The 21,197-nt window shown below is 40.6% G+C and carries 13 protein-coding genes; all 13 read left to right on the forward strand.

Annotation, left to right across the window (positions count from 1 at the left end):
* Positions 1–405 precede the first annotated feature (405 nt).
* On the forward strand, positions 406–2,910 hold the full coding sequence (locus tag C5S62_RS06160; RefSeq protein WP_104404534.1) for an ATP-dependent Clp protease ATP-binding subunit: 2,505 nt from the start codon (positions 406–408) through the stop codon (positions 2,908–2,910).
* A gap of 93 nt (positions 2,911–3,003) precedes the next feature.
* Positions 3,004–3,558: a dTDP-4-dehydrorhamnose 3,5-epimerase gene (rfbC, locus tag C5S62_RS06165; RefSeq protein ID WP_104404525.1), complete on the forward strand. Its 555-nt coding sequence runs from the start codon at positions 3,004–3,006 to the stop codon at positions 3,556–3,558.
* A 57-nt stretch (positions 3,559–3,615) separates the two neighbouring features.
* Positions 3,616–5,397, forward strand: a complete 1,782-nt coding sequence (gene lepA, locus C5S62_RS06170; RefSeq protein ID WP_104404526.1) for a translation elongation factor 4 — start codon at positions 3,616–3,618, stop codon at positions 5,395–5,397.
* Between the two features lie 76 nt (positions 5,398–5,473).
* Entirely contained in the window at positions 5,474–6,172 is a 699-nt protein-coding gene (locus tag C5S62_RS06175) for a cell division ATP-binding protein FtsE (RefSeq protein WP_104404527.1), read from the forward strand.
* 40 nt (positions 6,173–6,212) lie between these two features.
* On the forward strand, positions 6,213–7,526 hold the full coding sequence (locus C5S62_RS06180) for an aspartate kinase (RefSeq protein WP_104404528.1): 1,314 nt from the start codon (positions 6,213–6,215) through the stop codon (positions 7,524–7,526).
* A gap of 95 nt (positions 7,527–7,621) precedes the next feature.
* Positions 7,622–8,815, forward strand: coding sequence for a diaminopimelate decarboxylase (gene lysA / locus C5S62_RS06185; RefSeq protein ID WP_223301166.1), 1,194 nt, complete (start codon positions 7,622–7,624; stop codon positions 8,813–8,815).
* Positions 8,816–9,394: 579 nt separating this feature from the next.
* A complete protein-coding gene (locus tag C5S62_RS06190) occupies positions 9,395–10,561 on the forward strand; it encodes an efflux RND transporter periplasmic adaptor subunit (protein ID WP_104404536.1) in 1,167 nt (388 codons plus the stop codon).
* An 85-nt stretch (positions 10,562–10,646) separates the two neighbouring features.
* Entirely contained in the window at positions 10,647–14,057 is a 3,411-nt protein-coding gene (locus tag C5S62_RS06195) for an efflux RND transporter permease subunit (protein WP_104404529.1), read from the forward strand.
* Between the two features lie 85 nt (positions 14,058–14,142).
* The gene (locus tag C5S62_RS06200; RefSeq protein ID WP_104404530.1) at positions 14,143–15,534 is read left to right on the forward strand and encodes a TolC family protein; all 1,392 of its coding nucleotides are present in this window, start codon (positions 14,143–14,145) and stop codon (positions 15,532–15,534) included.
* A gap of 119 nt (positions 15,535–15,653) precedes the next feature.
* Positions 15,654–16,436, forward strand: a complete 783-nt coding sequence (gene lpxA / locus C5S62_RS06205; RefSeq protein WP_104404531.1) for an acyl-ACP--UDP-N-acetylglucosamine O-acyltransferase — start codon at positions 15,654–15,656, stop codon at positions 16,434–16,436.
* Positions 16,437–16,857: 421 nt separating this feature from the next.
* Positions 16,858–17,505, forward strand: coding sequence for a ribulose-phosphate 3-epimerase (gene rpe / locus C5S62_RS06210; RefSeq protein ID WP_104404537.1), 648 nt, complete (start codon positions 16,858–16,860; stop codon positions 17,503–17,505).
* A 69-nt stretch (positions 17,506–17,574) separates the two neighbouring features.
* Positions 17,575–18,618, forward strand: coding sequence for a bifunctional oligoribonuclease/PAP phosphatase NrnA (locus C5S62_RS06215; protein WP_104404532.1), 1,044 nt, complete (start codon positions 17,575–17,577; stop codon positions 18,616–18,618).
* A gap of 248 nt (positions 18,619–18,866) precedes the next feature.
* Positions 18,867–20,909, forward strand: coding sequence for a transcription termination factor Rho (rho, locus tag C5S62_RS06220; RefSeq protein WP_104404533.1), 2,043 nt, complete (start codon positions 18,867–18,869; stop codon positions 20,907–20,909).
* Positions 20,910–21,197 lie beyond the last annotated feature (288 nt).

Below are 21,197 nucleotides of genomic sequence, written 5' to 3' on the forward strand. Positions count from 1 at the left end.
CTGCTTTAGCTATATATTCAGGTATTTTCCGGACAAAAAGAACCTGAATTAAAGTATAAAAAAGCCGTATTGCTGTAAAAAATCCAAGTAACCTTTTTCAAATTATCTTTATTTCCGAATGATAGAGCGCTATTTTATGGCATAAAAACCATCCCGAAATGTAACTGAACGTTAAATATGTTAATTTTCAAAACGTAAAAATATTCATCTCCAGCTATTTTTTTCAGCAAGCCTCTTACTATCTGAGGATTTTCGTATCTTTGCATTTAAAAATCCCATTTGGAAACAATGCCATTCAAAATGGCATAAACCATCCTCCTTATGCGGAAAATCCGCAAACAGACCATATCTCGTCCACATGTCATCCACTGTGACGATTCACTAAACTTACAGAAACAACTTATCATGAATAATAAATCATTAACACCTGAATTGCTTGAAATTATTGAGGCAAGCCGCAGGGAAGCACACCGTTTGGGGCGTGCAGAAGTCCGTTCCGGATGTCTACTGCTCGGATTACTCTCAAAAGACAATCGCGCCTGTGACATTCTGAATAAGTTGGGAGTATCACACCCTGAAGCGTCAACACGTATCGCAGAATATACAACTGATGAGAATCTGGCAGCAGCCGGTTACGACAGTGCCATGACTGCTGATGAGCCAGGCCTGTCCAAAGAATGCCAGCGTCTATTGCGCATTGCCGCACTCGAAGCCCGGCGTCTAGGTGCAGAGGTTGCCTCTTCTGAACATTTACTACTTGGCATGTTACACGACAACGAAAATAAAGCCGGCCGTTTTCTTCACGACAATGGCGTCACATACCGCCATATACTGGAAGCGCTCAATATCCGCCCCAGTGTACGGTCGGGATTCGGCTTAGCCGATGAAGAGCCTCTTCCGCCAGGTAGTGGAAAAAGCATGTCCGGCCCTTCCAGTTCAATCGGTTCGAAACACAATGAACGTGAAAGCAATACTCCTGTCATTGACAACTTTGGCGTAGACTTGACACGTAAAGCAGAAGAAGGCATACTTGACCCTGTTGTTGGACGTGAAACAGAAACTTTGCGTATGGCGCAAATTATGTGCCGCCGTAAAAAAAACAATCCCATACTGATAGGACAGCCAGGAGTAGGGAAAAGCGCTGTGGTGGAAGGATTGGCCCAAATGATTGTCAGCAGGAAAGCCCCACATGCACTTTTAGGCAAACGGATTGTAGCACTTGATATGGCGACAGTTGTAGCCGGCACACAATTCCGGGGACAGTTTGAAGAGCGCCTGAGAAAACTCATTGAAGAACTCAAAGTGCATCCGGAAATAGTCCTTTTCATCGATGAAATACACACAATCATTGGTGCTGGTTCTGCGGCAGGAACATTGGATGCAGCCAATATACTGAAACCGGCATTGGCACGCGGAGAAGTGCAATGTATCGGTGCCACCACTATTGATGAATACCGTAAGACTATCGAAAAAGACGGAGCCTTAGAACGGCGTTTCCAAAAAGTTATGCTTGAGCCGTCAAGCATGGAGGAAACACGTTGTATTTTAGAAAACTTGAAAAGCCGATACGAAGAGCACCATTCCGTTAAATACACAAAAGAAGCGCTTGACGCATGTGTGGCTCTCACCACACGCTATGTGACAGACCGCTGTTTGCCAGACAAAGCAATCGATGCAATGGATGAAGCTGGCAGCCGCGTACATTTGTCTTCTGTATCCGTTCCCAAAAGCATTACTGAAAAGGAAAAGGAAATCAGCGCCCTCAAAGTCCATAAGACAGAAGCAGCTCAACAACAAAACTATGAGTTGGCTGCCAAACTGCGCGACATCATTGCAGAAAAGCAAACAGAACTTGAAGAAATGAACAAGGCATGGCTGGCTTCTCTCAACGTTGATTGTGGAACCGTTGATACCGATCAGGTTGCAGAAGTTGTTGCCATGATGAGCGGTGTACCTGCTGGTCGCATAGCCCAAAATGAAAATGACCGTTTACGCGGCATGAAGGATGCATTGAAATCCCGCGTTATCGCGCAAGACGAAGCTATAGACAAACTAGTACGTGCCATAACAATGAGCCGTTTGGGAATGAAAGGCGATGACCGTCCCATCGGTACATTTATGTTTGTCGGCTCCACCGGTGTGGGTAAGACACATCTGGTAAAATGTTTGGCAGAACACATGTTTGGTCGCAAAGATGCATTAATACGCATTGACATGAGTGAATATGGAGAGAAATACAATACGAGTCGTCTCGTTGGCGCCCCACCGGGATATGTTGGTTATGAAGAGGGCGGACAACTTACGGAACGTGTACGACGCCACCCTTATTCTGTCATTCTGCTTGATGAAATTGAAAAAGCCCATCAAGATGTATTCAATACATTGCTACAAGTGATGGACGAAGGTCGCATGACTGATGGAAACGGTACAACGGTAGATTTTCGTAATACTGTTATTATCATGACATCCAACAGCGGTACACGTCAATTAGATGAATTTGGAAGCGGTATTGGATTTACAGCCAGCGATTTATCATCAAATAAAGCCGATGGAATTATATCTAAAGCTCTGAAACGCCAATTTGCTCCAGAATTTTTAAACCGTTTGGACGACATAATAATGTTTCATTCTTTGACAAAAAATGATGCCTCCCAAATTGCAAAGATAGAATTGGACAGCCTTGTTCTGAGAATGGAAAAGATAGGCTATACATTACATTTGACACCTGAAATCATTCAATTTATAGTAGATCACGGTTTCGACCCACAATACGGTGCCCGGTCGCTGAAACGTGCAATCAAGAATCATATTGAAGACATCATCTGCGAAGCAATAATGGATGGTAAAATAAAGAATAACAGAATAATATTTGAACAAACTAAAGAAAAACTTCAAATAATTCAAGAATAATAAGTACCAACTAACTTTTCATTGATTTGCGTTAATATCATTACTTTAAAATGATATTCAGCAGAATAAAAGACGATCAATAAAGAATAAAATATGAAATACATAAAAACCGACATATCAGATGTTTGGATAATAGAACCTGAAGTTTTTGAAGACAAACGAGGCTATTTTATGGAAACATGGCGTGAAGAAGATTTCAACAAGCATATAGGGCATAATGTGCATTTCGTACAGGATAACCAATCCATGTCTTCACGCGGTGTATTGCGTGGCTTACACTATCAGAAAGGAGAAGCTTCACAAGCTAAATTAGTAAGAGTTTTAGAAGGAACTGTTGTCGATGTGGCAGTCGACCTTCGTAAAAAATCTCCAACGTTTGGTCAACATGTAATGGTGGAACTAAGCGCTGATAATAAACGCCAATTGTTTATTCCTCGCGGCTTTGCCCACGGTTTTCAAGTAATCAGTGAAACAGCTGTCTTTACATATAAAGTAGACAATCGCTATGCTCCTGAAAAGGAATGCTCCATTCGCTATGATGATCCGTCCCTTGCAATAACATGGCCCATCGAAAATCTTGATGAAATCAAACTGTCCGAAAAAGATTTGCAAAAAGCCCTCTCTTTTGAAGTTGCTGAAAAATTTTAATTATCACACATCCTTCAGCGCTTCTCCAAACATTATTAATGATAAAAATATAAGATTTTGAAGCACATACGTAACTTTTGTATTATCGCACACATCGATCATGGAAAAAGCACTTTGGCCGATCGTCTGTTAGAACGAACCCAAACGATTCAGGTGACCAATGGCCAAATGCTCGATGATATGGATCTCGAACGTGAGCGCGGCATCACAATCAAAAGCCATGCCATACAAATGGAATACCAATGCGATGGAGAAACTTTTGTTCTTAACTTAATTGATACGCCGGGACATGTGGATTTTGCTTATGAAGTATCACGAAGTATCGCTGCTTGTGAAGGATGTATTCTGGTCGTAGACTCTACACAAGGCGTACAAGCACAAACTATTTCAAATTTGTACATGGCCATTGAACACGATTTGGAAATCATTCCTGTGCTCAACAAATGTGATATGGTCAACTCCATGCCGGAAGAAGTCGAAGACGAAATAATAGAATTGTTAGGATGCAAACGCGAAGAAATTATCCGCGCTTCAGGCCGGACGGGACAGGGCGTAGATGATATTTTAAGAGCGGTCGTGAATCGCATTCCCGCACCTGTAGGAGATGAAAACGCCCCTTTGCAAGCTCTGATTTTTGATTCTGTCTTCAACCCGTTCCGTGGCATTATCGCTTATTATAAAATAGTCAATGGAAATATAAGCCAAGGAGATGATGTTCTCTTCGTTAACACTCAGAAAAAATATGAGGCAGACGAAGTTGGAGTGCTTAAAATGGAACTTTCCCCACGAAAAACACTTCACTGTGGTGATGTTGGCTATATCGTTAGTGGTATTAAAACTGCAACAGAAGTAAAGGTCGGGGACACCATTACTAAATTATCCCAACCTTGTGAAAAAGCGATTGAAGGTTTTGAAGAAGTAAAACCTATGGTCTTTGCCGGTGTGTATCCTATAGAAACAGAAGATTTTGAACAACTCCGAGCCAGTTTGGAAAAATTACAGCTAAACGATGCCTCACTGAGTTTCCAACCAGAATCTTCCGTTGCTTTGGGATTTGGCTTCCGTTGCGGTTTTTTAGGATTATTGCATATGGAAATTGTTCAGGAACGTCTCGACCGTGAATTTAATATGAATGTGATAACAACTGTTCCAAACGTAAATTATCACATTTATGACAAGCATGGCGAAATGAAAGAGGTACACAATCCGGCTGGTATGCCTGACGCAACGGAGATAGAACGTATTGAAGAACCTTATATCCGTGCTTCAATCATCACAAAAACCGATTATATCGGCAATATTATGACTCTGTGCTTAGGAAAGCGAGGTGAATTAATCAAACAAGAATATGTATCAGGAGATCGTGTGGAATTATATTATGACATGCCATTGGCCGAAATCGTCATTGATTTCTATGACAAACTAAAATCTATATCAAAAGGTTATGCTTCATTTGACTATCATCCGATAGAATTCCGCCCCTCAAAACTTGTAAAACTCGACATTCTTCTTAATGGCGAACCTGTTGATGCGTTATCAACTCTAACTCACGTTGACAATTCCGTTTATTTTGGCCGCAGAATGTGTGAAAAGCTAAAAGAACTTTTACCAAGGCAACAATTCGATATTGCCATACAAGCTGCAATCGGCGCCAAAATCATAGCCCGTGAAACTGTTAAGCAAGTACGTAAAGATGTAACCGCTAAATGTTATGGTGGAGATATCAGCCGAAAACGTAAATTGCTAGAAAAACAAAAACGAGGTAAGAAACGTATGAAAGAAATAGGTAATGTACAAGTTCCTCAAAAAGCTTTTCTTGCTGTATTAAAATTAGATTAGCTTATTAAATTCAGCACGGAACCAATTCATATCGTCATCAGACTATTAAAAACAAACTTGAACTATATATAAACCTATGTTGATAGAACTCAATCACGTAAATGTCAGTATTGCAGACAAACATTTGCTAAATGACGTATGTTTTCACGTGGACGAAGGTGAGTTCGTCTACCTTACCGGCCATGTTGGATCTGGAAAAAGTTCGCTACTCAAAACTCTCTATGGAGAATTACCGGTAGGCGCCAGTGGTGAAGCGCATATTTTAGGATACGATTTGCATCAACTGAAGCGAAAACATATTCCAGCCTTACGTAAGCATTTAGGGATTGTATTCCAAGACTTCCAACTGCTTTCAGATCGTACTATATCAGCTAATCTGGACTTTGTGCTCCGCGCTACTGGATGGCGTAAAAAACAAATTCGCCAACAACGCATCAATGAAGTTCTTGAAGAAGTTGGATTAACAGATAAAATGGAAAGTTATCCTCACCAACTTTCTGGCGGCGAGCAACAACGCATAGCAATTGCAAGAGCTTTACTTAATACTCCAAAGATCATTCTTGCCGATGAACCAACAGGAAATTTAGACCGTGACACCAGCTCAAAAATCATAGAATTGCTGAAACGAGTGTGCGAAAGAGGAACTGCGGTTGTCATGATCACACATAATCTCAATTTATTACAACAATACCCTGGCATCGTTTATCGCTGTGAAAATGGCTGTATTGCAGAGATTACCAAGGAATATAACACTCCTATAACTTTAGACCAATAAATCTACTCCCAATATAAACGATAACAATTACATTCAAAATATGAAAATTCTTAAATTCGGAGGAACTTCTGTCGGAACGCCCCAACGCATGAAAGATGTTTCGGAACTTATCTCTGACGGACAACAGAAAATAGTTGTACTTTCAGCGATGTCAGGAACGACAAACACATTAGTTGAAATTGCCGATTATTATAAAAAAGGCAATGTTGAAGCTGCAGGTAATGTCATCAACAAACTGCGTATGATCTATATGGAGCATGCCAGAGAACTTTATTCTACCGAGGACATGGTATTAAAAACCATTGATTTTCTGAAAGATGAGTTTATGTACCTACACAGCTTTGCCAGCGTTGAATTTTCAGAAGTTGTAGAGAGAACCATATTGGCTCAAGGCGAAATCATCAGTACCAACATGGTAACCAATTACCTTAAAGAGCAAGGCAAAAAAGTTTCTCTTATTCCAGCTTTGGACTATATGCGTCTGGCCGATAACGGAGAGCCGGATTTAGGTTACATCAATTCTCACTTACGCGACATCCTCAATAGTCAGGAGTCATGTGACATTTATATCACACAAGGCTTTATCTGCCGCAATCATCTGGGCGACATAGATAATTTACAACGAGGAGGAAGTGACTACACTGCTTGTCTTATTGGAGCTGCCCTGCATGCCAGTGAAATACAAATATGGACAGACATTGATGGCATGCACAATAATGATCCGCGCATTGTTGACAATACATTACCTGTAAGACAACTAAATTTTGAGGAAGCGGCAGAATTAGCTTATTTCGGTGCCAAAATCCTACATCCGACCTGCATACAGCCGGCACGTTACGCCAGCGTGCCTGTGCGTTTGCTCAATACCATGGATCCAACGGCACCCGGCACAATTATCAACAATGAAATGGTGCCGGGTCACATTAAGGCCGTTGCTGCAAAGGACAATATATCCGTTATCAAGATCGTATCTTCACGCATGCTATTGGCCACAGGATTCCTACGAAAAGTATTTGAAATTTTCGAAACTTATAATACTTGCATCGACATGGTTACAACTTCTGAGGTAGGTATTTCATTGAGTATCGACAATACGAGTCGCATAGTCCCCATTCTTGAAGAATTAAAAAAATATGGAGTGGTTGAAATTGAAAACAACATGTGTATCATCTGCGTTGTCGGTGATCTAAGATTTGACAATGTTGGTTTGGAAACACTGGCCACTGAAGCATTGGCCCAAATTCCTGTGCGCATGATTTCATATGGAGGCAGTAACCATAACATATCCTTCCTTGTTAGAGAAGCTGATAAAAAAGCCGCCTTACAAGCACTTAGCGCAAAACTTTTCAATTAACCAATGAATTGTAAATGCGGAACAGATTAACATGTTCCGCATTTTTATCTTCTCCAATTAATGTCAAAATGCCAGAAACAAAAAAAACATCCACTGTGAAATTTCCCCTGGAAAAATTTGAAAAAATAAGAACACCTTTCTATTATTATGATCTTTCACTGTTGTCTGACACTTTATCCTCTATCAAGGAAGCAACAGCTGATTTACCCAACTATCATGTACATTATGCTATTAAAGCCAATGCCAACCCTCGGTTGTTACGCCAAATTGCCTCAGCCGGATTCGGTGCCGATTGTGTTAGCGGAGGTGAGATAGAAACAGCCTTGTCTTCAGGTTTTGATGCTTCAAAAATAGTTTTTGCCGGAGTAGGGAAGAGCGATTGGGAGATCAATCTCGGACTGGATAATAATATTGCTTGCTTCAATGTAGAGAGTATTCCCGAGCTTGAAGTCATTAACCAACTGGCCGCTAAGAAAGAAAAAACAGCCAACGTCGCCTTCCGTGTCAATCCAAACATAGACGCTCATACTCACGAGAAAATAACAACGGGACTCAATGAAAACAAATTCGGCATAGCGATGGAAGATTTGCATGAAGCTATAGGTCTGGCATGCAAAATGAAAAATATCAATTATGTCGGATTACATTTTCATATAGGCAGCCAGATACTGGATTTAGATGCTTATCATGCACTCTGCCAACGTGTGAATGATCTTCAGAAGCAACTGGAAAGCGCTGGCATAAAAACACAAACAATCAATGTCGGAGGAGGATTAGGTATTGACTATGAACAACCGGATGCAAATCCCATACCGGACTTCCAAAGCTATTTCGGCATTTTCAGGAAACATTTGAATTTACGTTCTCACCAGCAACTGCATTTTGAGTTGGGGCGTTCTGTCGTGGCCCAATGTGGAAGTCTTATCGCCCGCACATTATATATTAAAAAAGGGCATACCAAACAATTCCTCATTGTAGATGCCGGTTTAACGGAACTTATTCGCCCTGCAATGTATGGTGCGGTACATGCCACACTAAACATTTCGGCTCCTAAAGAAACACCAACAGAAGTTTATGATGTCGTCGGTCCCATTTGTGAGAGCAGTGATGTTTTTGCTAAAGCCATGCCTCTGCCTCAATCCCGACGTGGCGATTTCATTGCATTCCGGTCTGCCGGTGCTTATGGTGAAACAATGGCTTCCTGTTATAATTGCCGTCAACTTCCACAAAGTTATTTCAACATGTCAAACGAAAATCTGTCTCCCAATGATATGGATTGTTCCATGTAACCTCGTTAGGGAAGACTTTTCTACTATTGAGAATTAACATTTTTAACCTTTGATTACATTTTAATGGCGTTGTATTGTCTCTGTTCTGGAATGTGACACGACACGAATAAGGATAATTCGAAAAAGGTTACTTGGAATTTTTACGGCAATACTGACTTTTCATCAGCCAAATTCAGGCTTTTTTCGCTTGAAAAACATTTGAATATGTATAAAATTAGGCAGTTCTGAAAGAACTGCCTAATTTGTGTCTGCAAATATACAACATTTTCCGGCAAAAAGCAAATTGTGTTAAAATTCAGATATTATGTTACAACCTCAAATCATCAGAAAATGATTAACCCTAAAAAGGGAGGATGAATTTAAATGAAAACCAATATGCAACTAAAACTTCATTAATATCAAGTGATTGCAAAAATCATGTCACACAGCTCTGTTTAGTTAATAAAACTCAACACTCAAAAAACAATTGAAAACTTTTTCTTCCGTATGAGTTTTTTGCTGTAATTTTGCATCAATTATAATTATAGCATATAATATTATTACCAATAAAGACAAAATTTATTTATAAACCAAATGTATATGAAGAAAATTGCTTATTTCTCGCTCGCTTTGGCTTTGACAGCATGCGGCGGCAAAACGCAAATGCCCGAACAGAGCAATGATTTTACTGTGGAGACCGTACGCACCGCAGAAGCGGATGTAAACACCTCTTATCCTGCTACTATCAGAGGTATTCAGGATATCGAAATCCGTCCGAAAATAGCCGGCCATATCACTAAAGTTCTTGTTGACGAAGGTGACTTTGTTCGCGCAGGACAACCAATGTTCCTCATCGACCGTGTGCAATATGAAGCCGCTGTCAAATCAGCCGAGGCCAATATCAAAGTAATGCAGTCAAATATCTCAACGCAGGAACTGACTGTAGAAAACAAGCGTAAACTTTATGAGAAACAAATTATCAGCAAATACGATTATGACATTGCCCAGAACCAGCTGCAAGCCTTCAAAGCTCAATTGGCTCAAAGCCGTGCCGCTCTTACTGATGCCAAAAACAATCTGAGCTATTGCACCATCACCAGCCCCTCTAACGGTGTGGTAGGAACCATTCCCTTCCGTGTAGGAAGTTTGGTGAGTTCAGCTTCTGCAGAGCCTCTGACCACTGTTTCAAACATTTCAAAGGTATATGTATACTTCAGCATGACAGAAAAACAGCTGCTTGACTTGACACGCGAAAGCGGCGGTATAGAAAAAGCCATTGAGGCCATGCCTGCCATCAATCTTGTTCTGGCAGATGGCTCTCAATATTCTCAGCAAGGCCATATAACAGCTGTAAGCGGAGTAATAGACCAAAATACGGGTGCTGTACAAATGCGTGCAACTTTTGATAATGCCGGTCTCATACTTCGCTCCGGCGGTACAGGCTCCATACTGATTCCCACTCATTCAGACAACGCTATACTGATTCCCCAAAAAGCCACATACGACATCCAAAACAAGAAATTCGTTTACATTGTAAATCAAAATAACACCGTCGATTCCCGTGAAATTCAAGTAATGACACAAAACGATGGCAAAAGTTATATTGTGACCAGTGGTTTGAAAGCAGGTGAACGTATTGTAACAGAAGGTGTCAATCAACTGAAAAAAGGAATGAAAATCAATCCTATCACTCCGCAGCAAGCAGAGAAGAACCGCGCTAAAGCCAATCAAGACCTGAAGGATGGCAAAATGCCCGGTGAAAAATAAACGTAGGAAACAGTTGCATAAATCATGAAAACAAAAACCGCTAGAACACAGACTTTACAGCGGCAGAACAAAAATCACAGCATATATGAAACTCGACAGATTTATTAATCGTCCGGTGCTTTCAACGGTTATTTCCGTGCTGATAGTTATCTTGGGTATCTTGGGACTTATATCACTTCCCATTACCCAATATCCGGATATTGCACCACCTACCATTCAGGTGAGTACATCTTATACAGGAGCCAATGCACAAACTGTATTGAATTCTGTAATATCCCCCCTTGAAGAACAAATCAATGGTGTGGAGAACATGGACTACATGACTTCCACAGCAACCAACACTGGTTCAGCTTCTGTTCAAATTACATTCAAACAAGGAACTGACCCCGACATGGCTGCAGTCAACGTGCAAAACCGTGTGGCCAAAGCCCAAGGTTTGTTGCCTGCAGAGGTGACCAGAGTGGGTGTGATTACGCAAAAACGCCAAAACTCTATGTTGATGATTTTCTCAATCGTAGATGAGGCAGACAAATATGACCCGGCTTTTATTGAAAACTATGCACAAATCAATATCATTCCGCAAGTTCAACGTGTAAAGGGTGTCGGCGATGCCATGGTTATGGGAGCCAACTATTCACTCCGAATTTGGCTTAACCCTGAAAAGATGGCAGAAAACCACCTGATGCCCTCTGATGTGTCTGTTGCACTTGCCGAACAGAACATTGAAGCAGCACCAGGCAGTATAGGTGAGCGTGAAGGACAGACATTCCAATACACGCTCCGCTACAAAGGGCGCTTGCAGGAAGTTCCCGAGTTTGAGAACATCGTCATCAGAGCCAATGAGGACGGAACTGTACTCCATCTGAAAGACATCGCCCGCGTAGAATTAGGTCGCGAAACTTACTCCTTTACGGGTAAGGTGAACGGACATAATGCTGTATCCTGCATGGTGATGCAAATTGCCGGCAGTAATGCCACACAAATCATTCAAGACATTGAGAGCTTACTTGAAGAATGCAAGAAAGATCTTCCTGACGGCATGAATATCACAGTAGCCCAAAATGCCAATGATTTCTTGTTCGCTTCAATTCATGAAGTAATAAAGACACTTATCGAGGCATTTATCCTCGTATTTATTGTGGTGTTTATCTTCCTGCAAGACTTCCGCTCTACCATCATTCCCGCCATTGCAATTCCTGTAGCTCTTATTGGAACTTTCTTTGTCTTGTACCTTATTGGCTTCTCTCTCAACCTGCTTACTCTCTCAGCCATGGTATTGGCTATTGCCATTGTCGTAGACGATGCCATTGTTGTAGTAGAAGGTGTGCATGCCAAACTAGACCAAGGATACACGTCGTCCCGTAAGGCTGCAATCGATGCCATGAGTGAATTGGGTGGGGCAATTGTTTCCATTACTCTGGTAATGATGGCTGTATTTATTCCTGTAAGCTTCATGCCAGGTACCGCTGGAACCTTCTATCGCCAATTCGGTTTAACGATGGCCATCGCTATCGGTTTTTCAGCATTGAATGCTCTCACACTTTCGCCGGCACTCTGTGCTATCTTGTTGAAACCACACAGAGAAGAGAACTCTTCTTTGAAAGAACGTATGGGAACAGCTATGAAAGCAGCGCGTACAACCATGCTGAAACGATACTCTGAGGCTTTTGGCAAATTAATCCATCCAAGCGTGACAATGATACTTATTATTGTTGCCATTCTCGGTATGATTTTCGGAGGATTCAATTTTGAGGAACATCCGATAATTACAATCGTATTGGTTGTTCTTAGTATCATAGCGCTCATAGGCCTTAGCACACAGAAATTCCAAAATGCTTTCAATAATTCATATGAATCCATTCTTAAGAAGTATAAAAAGCATGTACTGAAATTCATCCAACGCCCAATATTGACTAGCATAATCGTTGCAATCAGTGTTACCGGACTGATTTTCATGATGAATCGTACACCAACCGCAATGGTTCCCACCGAAGACACTGGTACGATTATGGGTGTTGTAACAATGCCAGCAGGTACTTCTCAAGATCGGACAGAAGCATTTCTAGCTCAAGTAGACAGCATGGTGCGCTCCAGTCCCGCGGTAGAAGCCAGTACGGTTATTTCCGGATATAGCTTCATTGGCGGACAAGGTCCCAGCTACGGTTCCTTCATCATCAAGTTGAAAGATTGGGATGAACGTTCTTTAAAAGAAAGTTCAACTGTCGTTTTTGCCAACCTATACCTCAAGGCAAGAGATGTATTTAAAGACGCGCAGGTTTTATTCTTCCAGCCACCAATGATTCCCGGTTATGGCGTTACCAATGGCTTTACCTTTAATCTTCAAGACCGCACTGGTGGCGACATCAACACTTTCTTTAATGTGTCAAAGGATTTTCTGGCTGAATTGGAGAAGCGTCCGGAGATAGAATCTGCTCAAACGACTTTCAACCCCAACTTTCCACAATATCTAATTGATATTGATGCCGCAAAATGTAAGCGCGCCGGCTTGTCGCCCAGCGACATTTTGACAACACTCCAAGGCTATTACGGTGGCCTATATGCTTCTAACTTCAACCGTTTCGGAAAGATTTACCGTGTAATGATTCAAGCAGAAAGAAGCGAACGCGCTAATTTCGAAAGTCTCTATAAGATCAAAGTACGTAATGGCAAGGATATGGCTCCCATCACTGAGTTTATGACAATTAAACCGGTATATGGTCCAGATAATATCAACCGCTTCAATATGTACACCTCTATTGCTGTCAACGGAAACCCAGCCAGTGGATATACTTCAGGTCAGGCGCTCAAAGCCATTGAAGAAGTAGCTGCAACTCATCTGCCACAAGGTTATTCTTACGAATTTTCCGGTAACTCACGTGAGGAACAATCTACAAGCGGTAATGCCACAGCCATTATTTTCATCCTTTGCTTTGGCTTTATATTCCTATTGCTGGCCGCACAGTACGAAAGCTATATTTTGCCATGGGCCGTATTGCTTTCCGTACCTTTCGGTATGGCAGGTTCTTTCCTGTTCATACATTTGATGGGAGGTTTGAACAGCATTGTTCCGATATTCGGCGAAGCCGCAAACAACATTTATGTGCAAATCGCACTAATTATGTTGATTGGCCTTTTGGCAAAAAATGCAATTCTGATTGTCGAATTCGCTTTAGGACGCCGCAAAATGGGTATGAGCATATCATGGGCAGCAGTGCTTGGTGCGGGTGCACGTTTACGCCCAATCCTGATGACTTCTCTTGCTATGATTATCGGTCTGCTCCCATTGATGTTCTCATTTGGTGTAGGTGCCAATGGTAACCGTTCTCTTGGAACAACAGCTATCGGCGGTATGCTTATCGGTATGATTTGCCAGATTTTTATAGTCCCGGCTCTTTTCGTCATTTTCCAGTATTTACAGGAAAAATTAACTCCTATGACTTGGGAAGACATTGACAATTCCGATGCTCAGGCCGATATTGAACAATACAGCAAGTAAATGAAAATTTTGAGAGTTCGGTGCTGTAAGCCAATAACACTACAGCACCGGCCTCTATTTCATACAAAAGATAAAAATTCAAGAAATGAAGAGACATCTTATATATATAATAGGAGGTTCCGTTCTTTTGAGCAGTTGCAACTTATACAGCAACTACAAACGTCCGGAAGGCCTTCCCATAGACAGTCTTTACAGAGATACAACATCCGTATATAATGTCATGCTGTCTGATACGAGCAATTTTGGCAATACTCCTTGGCAGGACGTTTTTACCGATTCTCGATTACAAAGTCTTATAAATAAGGCTTTAATACAGAATACGGACTTACAAGTGGCAGATCTCACAATTCGTCAGGCCGAAGCCGGACTCATGACATCACGTTTGGCATTCTTGCCATCCTTATCTTTTTCACCCCAAGGAACAATCAGTTCTTTCGATGCCGGAAAGGCTACGAAAACTTATACTATTCCTATTCAAGCCAGTTGGCAGATAGACGCCTTCGGTTCACTGCGCAACGCGAAAAAACAATCCGAAGTATCGCTCCTGCAAACCCAGGTCAGCAAACAAGCTGTCCGGACAAGCATCATTGCCTCCATTGCAAATATGTATTATACATTACAAATGCTTGACGAGCAACTTAAGGTGACCAAGGAGACTTCTGAAATTTGGAAAAAGAATGTTATGGCCATGGAAGCAATGCTTGAAGCCGGAGGAATTACTACCAGCGCAGCTGTTGCACAGACCAAAGCCAATTACTATCAAATATTAACCACAATACCTTCGCTTGAGCAGAACATCACAGAAACGGAAAACGCCATTTGCAGTTTGCTTCATGAAGCACCGCACCCGATTGCCCGTTCTGCGTTCAATGCGGAAAAATTTCCTTCTTCTTTGTCCGCCGGTATACCTATGCAGTTGTTGGCCAATCGTCCCGACATAAAAATTGCAGAACTAAAACTGGCTTATGCCTTTTATGGCACCAATCAGGCCCGTGCTGCGTTTTATCCCCAAATAACACTTGGTGGCACTGCCGGTTGGACAAACAGTGCCGGAGCCGCTATTATCAACCCGCCAAAATTTATTGCTTCTGCCGTAGCATCGCTTGTTCAACCTTTATTTATGAAAGGACAACTCCGTGCCAACCTGAAAATTTCAAAGGCTCAGCAGGAAGCGGCTCAATTACAATTTGAACAATCTCTCATCAATGCAGGTAATGAAGTAAGCAATGCCCTCCGCAGTTATCAAACAGCCATAGAACAGGAAAACTCCAGAAAAAAACAAGTTGAGGAGTTAGAAAAAGCTGTGGAACGAACTAATTTCCTCTTCACACACGGCAATACAACAACCTATCTGGAAACGCTCACCGCACAACAATCCTTATTGCAAGCACAATTGTCACTCATTTCAGACAAATTCGACAAAATGCAAGCAGCCATCAGCTTATATCAGGCCTTGGGCGGAGGAAGAGAGAATTAATGAGTATCATTTTTGCAAGAGGGTAGGGTAATGCTTTCATACAACCAGGCTGACCCCTATTCCTCCTGCAAACAATATGCTCTGTTTACCGAACTTTGTAAACTAAAAACCATATAACTATGATCAGTCCGTTAGCATACGTAGACCCACAGGCAAAGTTGGGAAAAAACGTAGAGGTAAAGCCATTTGCCTATATCGAGAAAGATGTTGTCATAGGCGACGATTGTATCATCATGCCTTATGCCAGCATACTTAGCGGTACTACAATGGGCAGCAACAATATTGTGTACCAAAACACAGTAATAGGTGCCACTCCTCAAGATTTTCACTATGTCGAAGGGCAGAAAACACATGTTGTAATAGGTAATGACAACCGTATTCGTGAAAATGTAGTGATAGCCGGCAGTACCTATGAAGATAAAGCCACAACCATTGGTAATGGCAATTTCCTTATGGATAGAGTTCACATTTGTCATGACGTAAAAATACATGACCAATGTGTGATTGGCATTGGCGCCAGCATTGCTGGAGAATGTGAAATTGAAGATCGCTCCATTATGAGTAGCGGTGTTATCGTTCAGCAACATGTCAGGGTAGGGCGCTATTCACTCATACAAAGCGGCTGCCGTGTACAGAAAGATATTCCTCCTTATATCATTCTAGGTGGAAATCCTGCCTGCTATCATGGTGTCAACGCTGTTCTGTTAAAGCATATTGGAGTTACTGAGCGTATTCTTCGACATATTGTCAACACATATCGCATCATTTACACTGCCAACTTCAGTCTTGAAGATGCTGTCATAAAAATCCCAGAACAGATTCCCATGAGTGTGGAAATTGAAAACATTCTTGCATTCATCAAGAAATCCAAACATGGCATAGTTCGCCATATGGAAAAATAACCTATATACATTTTTCGGCTTCCAGAGAAATCCCATAAAAAACAAGTCGTCATTATTTTAACACTTCTTGCTTTTTGCCGGAAAATTTAGTATCTTTGTAATAGAAATCAGGCCATTCAAAAAGAATGGCCTGATTTCATAATATATACAGCGATTTTTCAAGCAAAAAACAATAGTACCACTACAAAAAAGTCCGTATTGTCGTAAAAATTCCAAGTAGCCTTTTTCAAAATACCCTTATCCTTGTTTCTACTAATCCTTCAAGACACCAGAAAAACCATCATCACATGTAACAAAAGGTTAAAAATGTTAATATTGAAAATAGATTTTCAAAGCTGAAAATCGAGACATTCCATAAAATATTGTACTTTTGCAAACATTTCAATAAGTAATATTGTACATATTAAAATCAGACAACAGCGTGCCTTTAATTTCCCCTTCTTTACTCTCTGCAGACTTCGGACATTTAGACCGTGACATTTCTATGCTCAACAACAGTCCAGCTGACTGGTTTCATCTTGACGTTATGGACGGAGTGTTCGTTCCCAACATTTCTTTCGGTTTTCCAGTAATGCAGGCAATGGCTCATTTATCCCAAAAACCTCTTGATGTACATCTGATGATTGTACAACCAGAAAAATTCATTAATGAAGTCAGTGATCTTGGGGCGAAAATAATGAACGTACATTATGAAGCCTGTACTCATCTTCACCGTGTTGTTCAGCAAATCAAAGATAAAGGCATGATGGCAGGCGTTACGCTTAATCCTCACACACCTGTCAATGTCTTGGAAGAGATCATCACGGATTTGGATTTAGTTATGCTTATGTCTGTCAATCCTGGTTTTGGAGGCCAAAAATTCATAGAACACAGTTTAGAAAAAACACGTCGTCTACGGCATCTGATTACAAAAAGTGGTTCGAAAGCCCTCATTGAAATAGACGGAGGCGTAAATAGAACAACCGGACGTTTATTGGTCGAAGCCGGAGCAGATGTCTTAGTTGCAGGCAGCGCCATATTCAATGCTCCTGATCCTGCAGAAGAAATCACGATTTTACGTGATCTTTAACTTCGCTGAATCACATTTTTACCTTTCCACAGCATCTGCATCATTCCACTTTTCATCATTTATTTTTTCATGCCAACAAAAAACGATTTATTCATTCTTCATGACAGTGTTTTATTCAAACTCATAAATTTGATACGCGAAGCACATAAAATAGTCATCTGTGCCCATAGAAGTCCTGATGGCGATGCATTAGGGGCTTCGCTCGGCTTAGCCGGATATCTTAGACGTTTAGGAAAAAGTACTGCCATTATAATGCCTAATCCTTTTCCCGATTTTCTGAAATGGCTTCCTGGAAGTAATAATGTGTCGTTCTTTGATGACAATATTCACTTGGCAAACTCAAAAATAAAACAAGCAGACTTAATCTTCATGCTCGACTTCTCCAGCCTTGACAGGATAAAAGAAATGGGGAATGCTGTCTGCGAGTCAAAAGCTACAAAAATTATCATAGATCATCACCTTGATCCTGATATGACTGCTGCCGATTTAGTCTTTTCATATCCTTCGGCATGTTCCACTTGTGAGCTCATTTTCAAAATTATTTATCAGATGGGAGGATATGAGGATATGTCTTCTAAAGATGCTGTCTGCCTCTACACTGGTATGATGACAGATACTGGAGGATTTACCTATAATTCCACTTCTCCCGTTATTTATTCTATAATCAGTCTACTGCTGAACAAAAGCATAGATAAAGATAGAATATACCGTAATGTCTTCAATAACTACTCCGAAAACCGCCTCCGTTTTTTAGGATATATTTTGTATGAGAAACTTCGTTTCTATGAATCCCGGCGAGCATCAATCATGACAATAACCCGTGAAGAAATGAAACGTTTCCACTTTATCAGAGGCGATGGTGAAGGACTGGTAAACATGCCATTACAAGTACGTGGCATGCGTTTAAGTATATCTTTGCGTGAGGACACTGAAAAAGATGTCATCCGAGTATCACTTCGTTCAGTAGATGACTTCCCATGTAACGAAATGGCAGAACAGTTTTTTAACGGAGGCGGACATCTAAACGCCTCAGGTGGTGAATTGCCATTTCCGCTTGAAGAAGCAATTCTCACAGCAGAAAAAGCGATTGAAGCCTTTAAACACAAATTATAGAGCAAAAAAAATAGAAATCCCAATAAAATATAGTATCGTTATTATGTTTAAAACAAGATGTGTTAAACAACAAATTTAATACAGACAAATACAAACATATTTTATTTACTAATTTTGCGGCGTGAAAAGTAAGTATACACTATTCACAACTCTTTATATTAATATTATCCCCCATAATTCCGATAATTTTATACGTCTGTAAAAAGACAAAATAGTGTCGCATAATATCTCCATAAATACAAGAAAAAATGTCACTTCTCACGAAAGACCAACTACTGAGTAAAGATGAAGATGAACTTCGTTCTGTTGCCGAAAATATAGGTATAACCAATACCAATCACAAAGATAAGAATCAACTCATATATGATATATTAGACACTCAGGCAGAATTAAAAAGCACAGAAAATCAGGATTCCTCAACAACAGGCAGAAGGTCCCGAATCATCAAGAAAGATGTCAATCACATATATTCAGCCAACCAAAATCACAGCGAACGCTTTGAAACAGCTCCCGAGCAAAAAAATGAACCAATGACAACCAATAACGATACACATGATACGGTTGTAAAGCGGAAACGCGGGCGTCCGTCAAAAGCAGAAATAGCCGCTCGAGAAATGGCAGAAAAGCAAAATGACTCAGAACAAAGTGCTGAAGATTATGGGAATATTCTTTACAAGAATCTCTTTGATGAAAGTATAGAATCTACAACTGATAACAATCAGACACAACCAATTACTACATCAGAAGAAGTTCCTGATTTTATAGTAGAACAGATAGAACAATCAGAAGCAATCCAACAAAAAAATGAAATACCCTCCTACTCTTCTGATACTGAAACGATAAATGCAACATTGGTCAATCAAGAAGATAACGAAAAAGATATTTCAATCAACACATTGAATAATTCAGGTATGCCAAATGGTATTAACCCGCACCTGCAAAACCTTCAAGGCATACAGATGAACCAAATTGATAAGGATTTCATCATAATCAAAGATATCCCAAACAATTATCAGGATTTCTTTTATGATAACAATATTGACGAAGAGCGTTTATATCAACCAACCTCTTCTTTGAATTTCAGAAAGTTCAAAGAAGATACCACATTATCGTCAACTGAATATCCTGAAATAAATTCAGACACACAAGACAAGCTATTTCCCATACCAGAAGAGAGCCTGTCACTTGAGGGCCGAGGCGTTTTAGAGGTTCTGAATGAAGGTTACGGCTTCTTACGTTCATCAGACTACAACTATTTAACATCACCTGACGATATTTATATATCACAACAACAAATCAATCTGTTCGGCTTAAAAACGGGTGATGTTATAGAAGGCTTGGTAAAGATTCCCCGCGAAAACGAAAAATTCTTCGTTCTGGCTGAAATTAGTCGCATTAACGGCCATACTCCAATAGAAGTTCGGGATCGCGTATCATTTGACCATTTAACACCTCTTTTTCCTGAGGAAAAATTTAATCTTTGTTCAGGGAAAAACGACAGCCTCTCATGCCGCATTGTCGATTTGTTTACCCCAATAGGCAAAGGACAACGTGCACTCATTGTCGCTCAGCCAAAAACAGGCAAGACTATGCTAATGAAAGATATAGCCAATGCCATTGCACGAAATCATCCGGATACTTACTTGATGATGCTACTCATTGACGAACGTCCAGAAGAAGTTACAGATATGGCACGTACAGTTAAAGCTGAAGTTATTGCATCAACCTTTGATGAACCGGCTGCACGTCATGTCAAGATAGCCAATATTGTACTTGAAAAGGCAAAGCGTATGGTTGAATGCGGACACGATGTTGTGATCTTCCTTGACTCCATAACACGTCTAGCACGTGCTTATAACACTGTTTCGCCCGCTTCTGGTAAAGTATTGACTGGTGGTGTTGATGCTAATGCTCTTCAAAAACCTAAACGTTTTTTCGGTGCCGCACGCAATATTGAAGGTGGCGGTTCACTGACTATTATTGCAACAGCATTAATAGACACTGGGTCAAAAATGGATGAAGTAATTTTCGAAGAATTCAAAGGAACCGGTAATATGGAATTACAACTTGACCGTACATTGGCTAATAAACGAATATTTCCTGCTGTCAACATTGTAGCTTCAAGTACACGCCGTGATGACTTGCTACAAGACCAACAGACCTTAAACCGTATGTGGATTCTGCGAAAATATATAACTGATATGAATGCTGTGGAAGCTATGGGAGAAGTCAAAAAAAGAATGGAAGGAACTATAGACAATGACGAATTCCTACTTTCTATGAATTCCTAAAAGAAAAAGTTGTAATTGTGGTTATATTTTAAGCAGAAAATAAATTTTATGTTATCTGACATGTTTTAAAATTTGGTTATTTTAAAATAAAAAACCACTTTTGCACTGTTATCCAATAATCAATCTTTTTAACTTAAGAACTAATACCTATTAAACCTAAAAGGCGACCAGTTGAGAAATTGGCCGCCTGCTTTTTATATATACTCCAATTTATAATATATCACGACTATCGTATTCCCGGGTCAAGCCGAAAACACGGTGCATGAATGTTGAGAAAAGTGTTAAATT

The sequence above is a fragment of the Prevotella sp. MGM2 genome, from assembly GCF_002933955.1.
In the GTDB taxonomy this organism is placed as follows: Bacteria; Bacteroidota; Bacteroidia; order Bacteroidales; family Bacteroidaceae; genus Alloprevotella.

What these genes read in the sequence shown, in the direction of transcription:
- C5S62_RS06160 (WP_104404534.1), top strand. Translation starts at nt 406, where the DNA reads ATGAATAATAAATCATTAACACCTGAATTGCTTGAAATTATTGAGGCA.
- rfbC (WP_104404525.1), top strand. Translation starts at nt 3,004, where the DNA reads ATGAAATACATAAAAACCGACATATCAGATGTTTGGATAATAGAACCT.
- C5S62_RS06175 (WP_104404527.1), top strand. Translation starts at nt 5,474, where the DNA reads ATGTTGATAGAACTCAATCACGTAAATGTCAGTATTGCAGACAAACAT.
- C5S62_RS06180 (WP_104404528.1), top strand. Translation starts at nt 6,213, where the DNA reads ATGAAAATTCTTAAATTCGGAGGAACTTCTGTCGGAACGCCCCAACGC.
- C5S62_RS06190 (WP_104404536.1), top strand. Translation starts at nt 9,395, where the DNA reads ATGAAGAAAATTGCTTATTTCTCGCTCGCTTTGGCTTTGACAGCATGC.
- C5S62_RS06195 (WP_104404529.1), top strand. Translation starts at nt 10,647, where the DNA reads ATGAAACTCGACAGATTTATTAATCGTCCGGTGCTTTCAACGGTTATT.
- C5S62_RS06200 (WP_104404530.1), top strand. Translation starts at nt 14,143, where the DNA reads ATGAAGAGACATCTTATATATATAATAGGAGGTTCCGTTCTTTTGAGC.
- lpxA (WP_104404531.1), top strand. Translation starts at nt 15,654, where the DNA reads ATGATCAGTCCGTTAGCATACGTAGACCCACAGGCAAAGTTGGGAAAA.
- C5S62_RS06215 (WP_104404532.1), top strand. Translation starts at nt 17,575, where the DNA reads ATGCCAACAAAAAACGATTTATTCATTCTTCATGACAGTGTTTTATTC.
- rho (WP_104404533.1), top strand. Translation starts at nt 18,867, where the DNA reads ATGTCACTTCTCACGAAAGACCAACTACTGAGTAAAGATGAAGATGAA.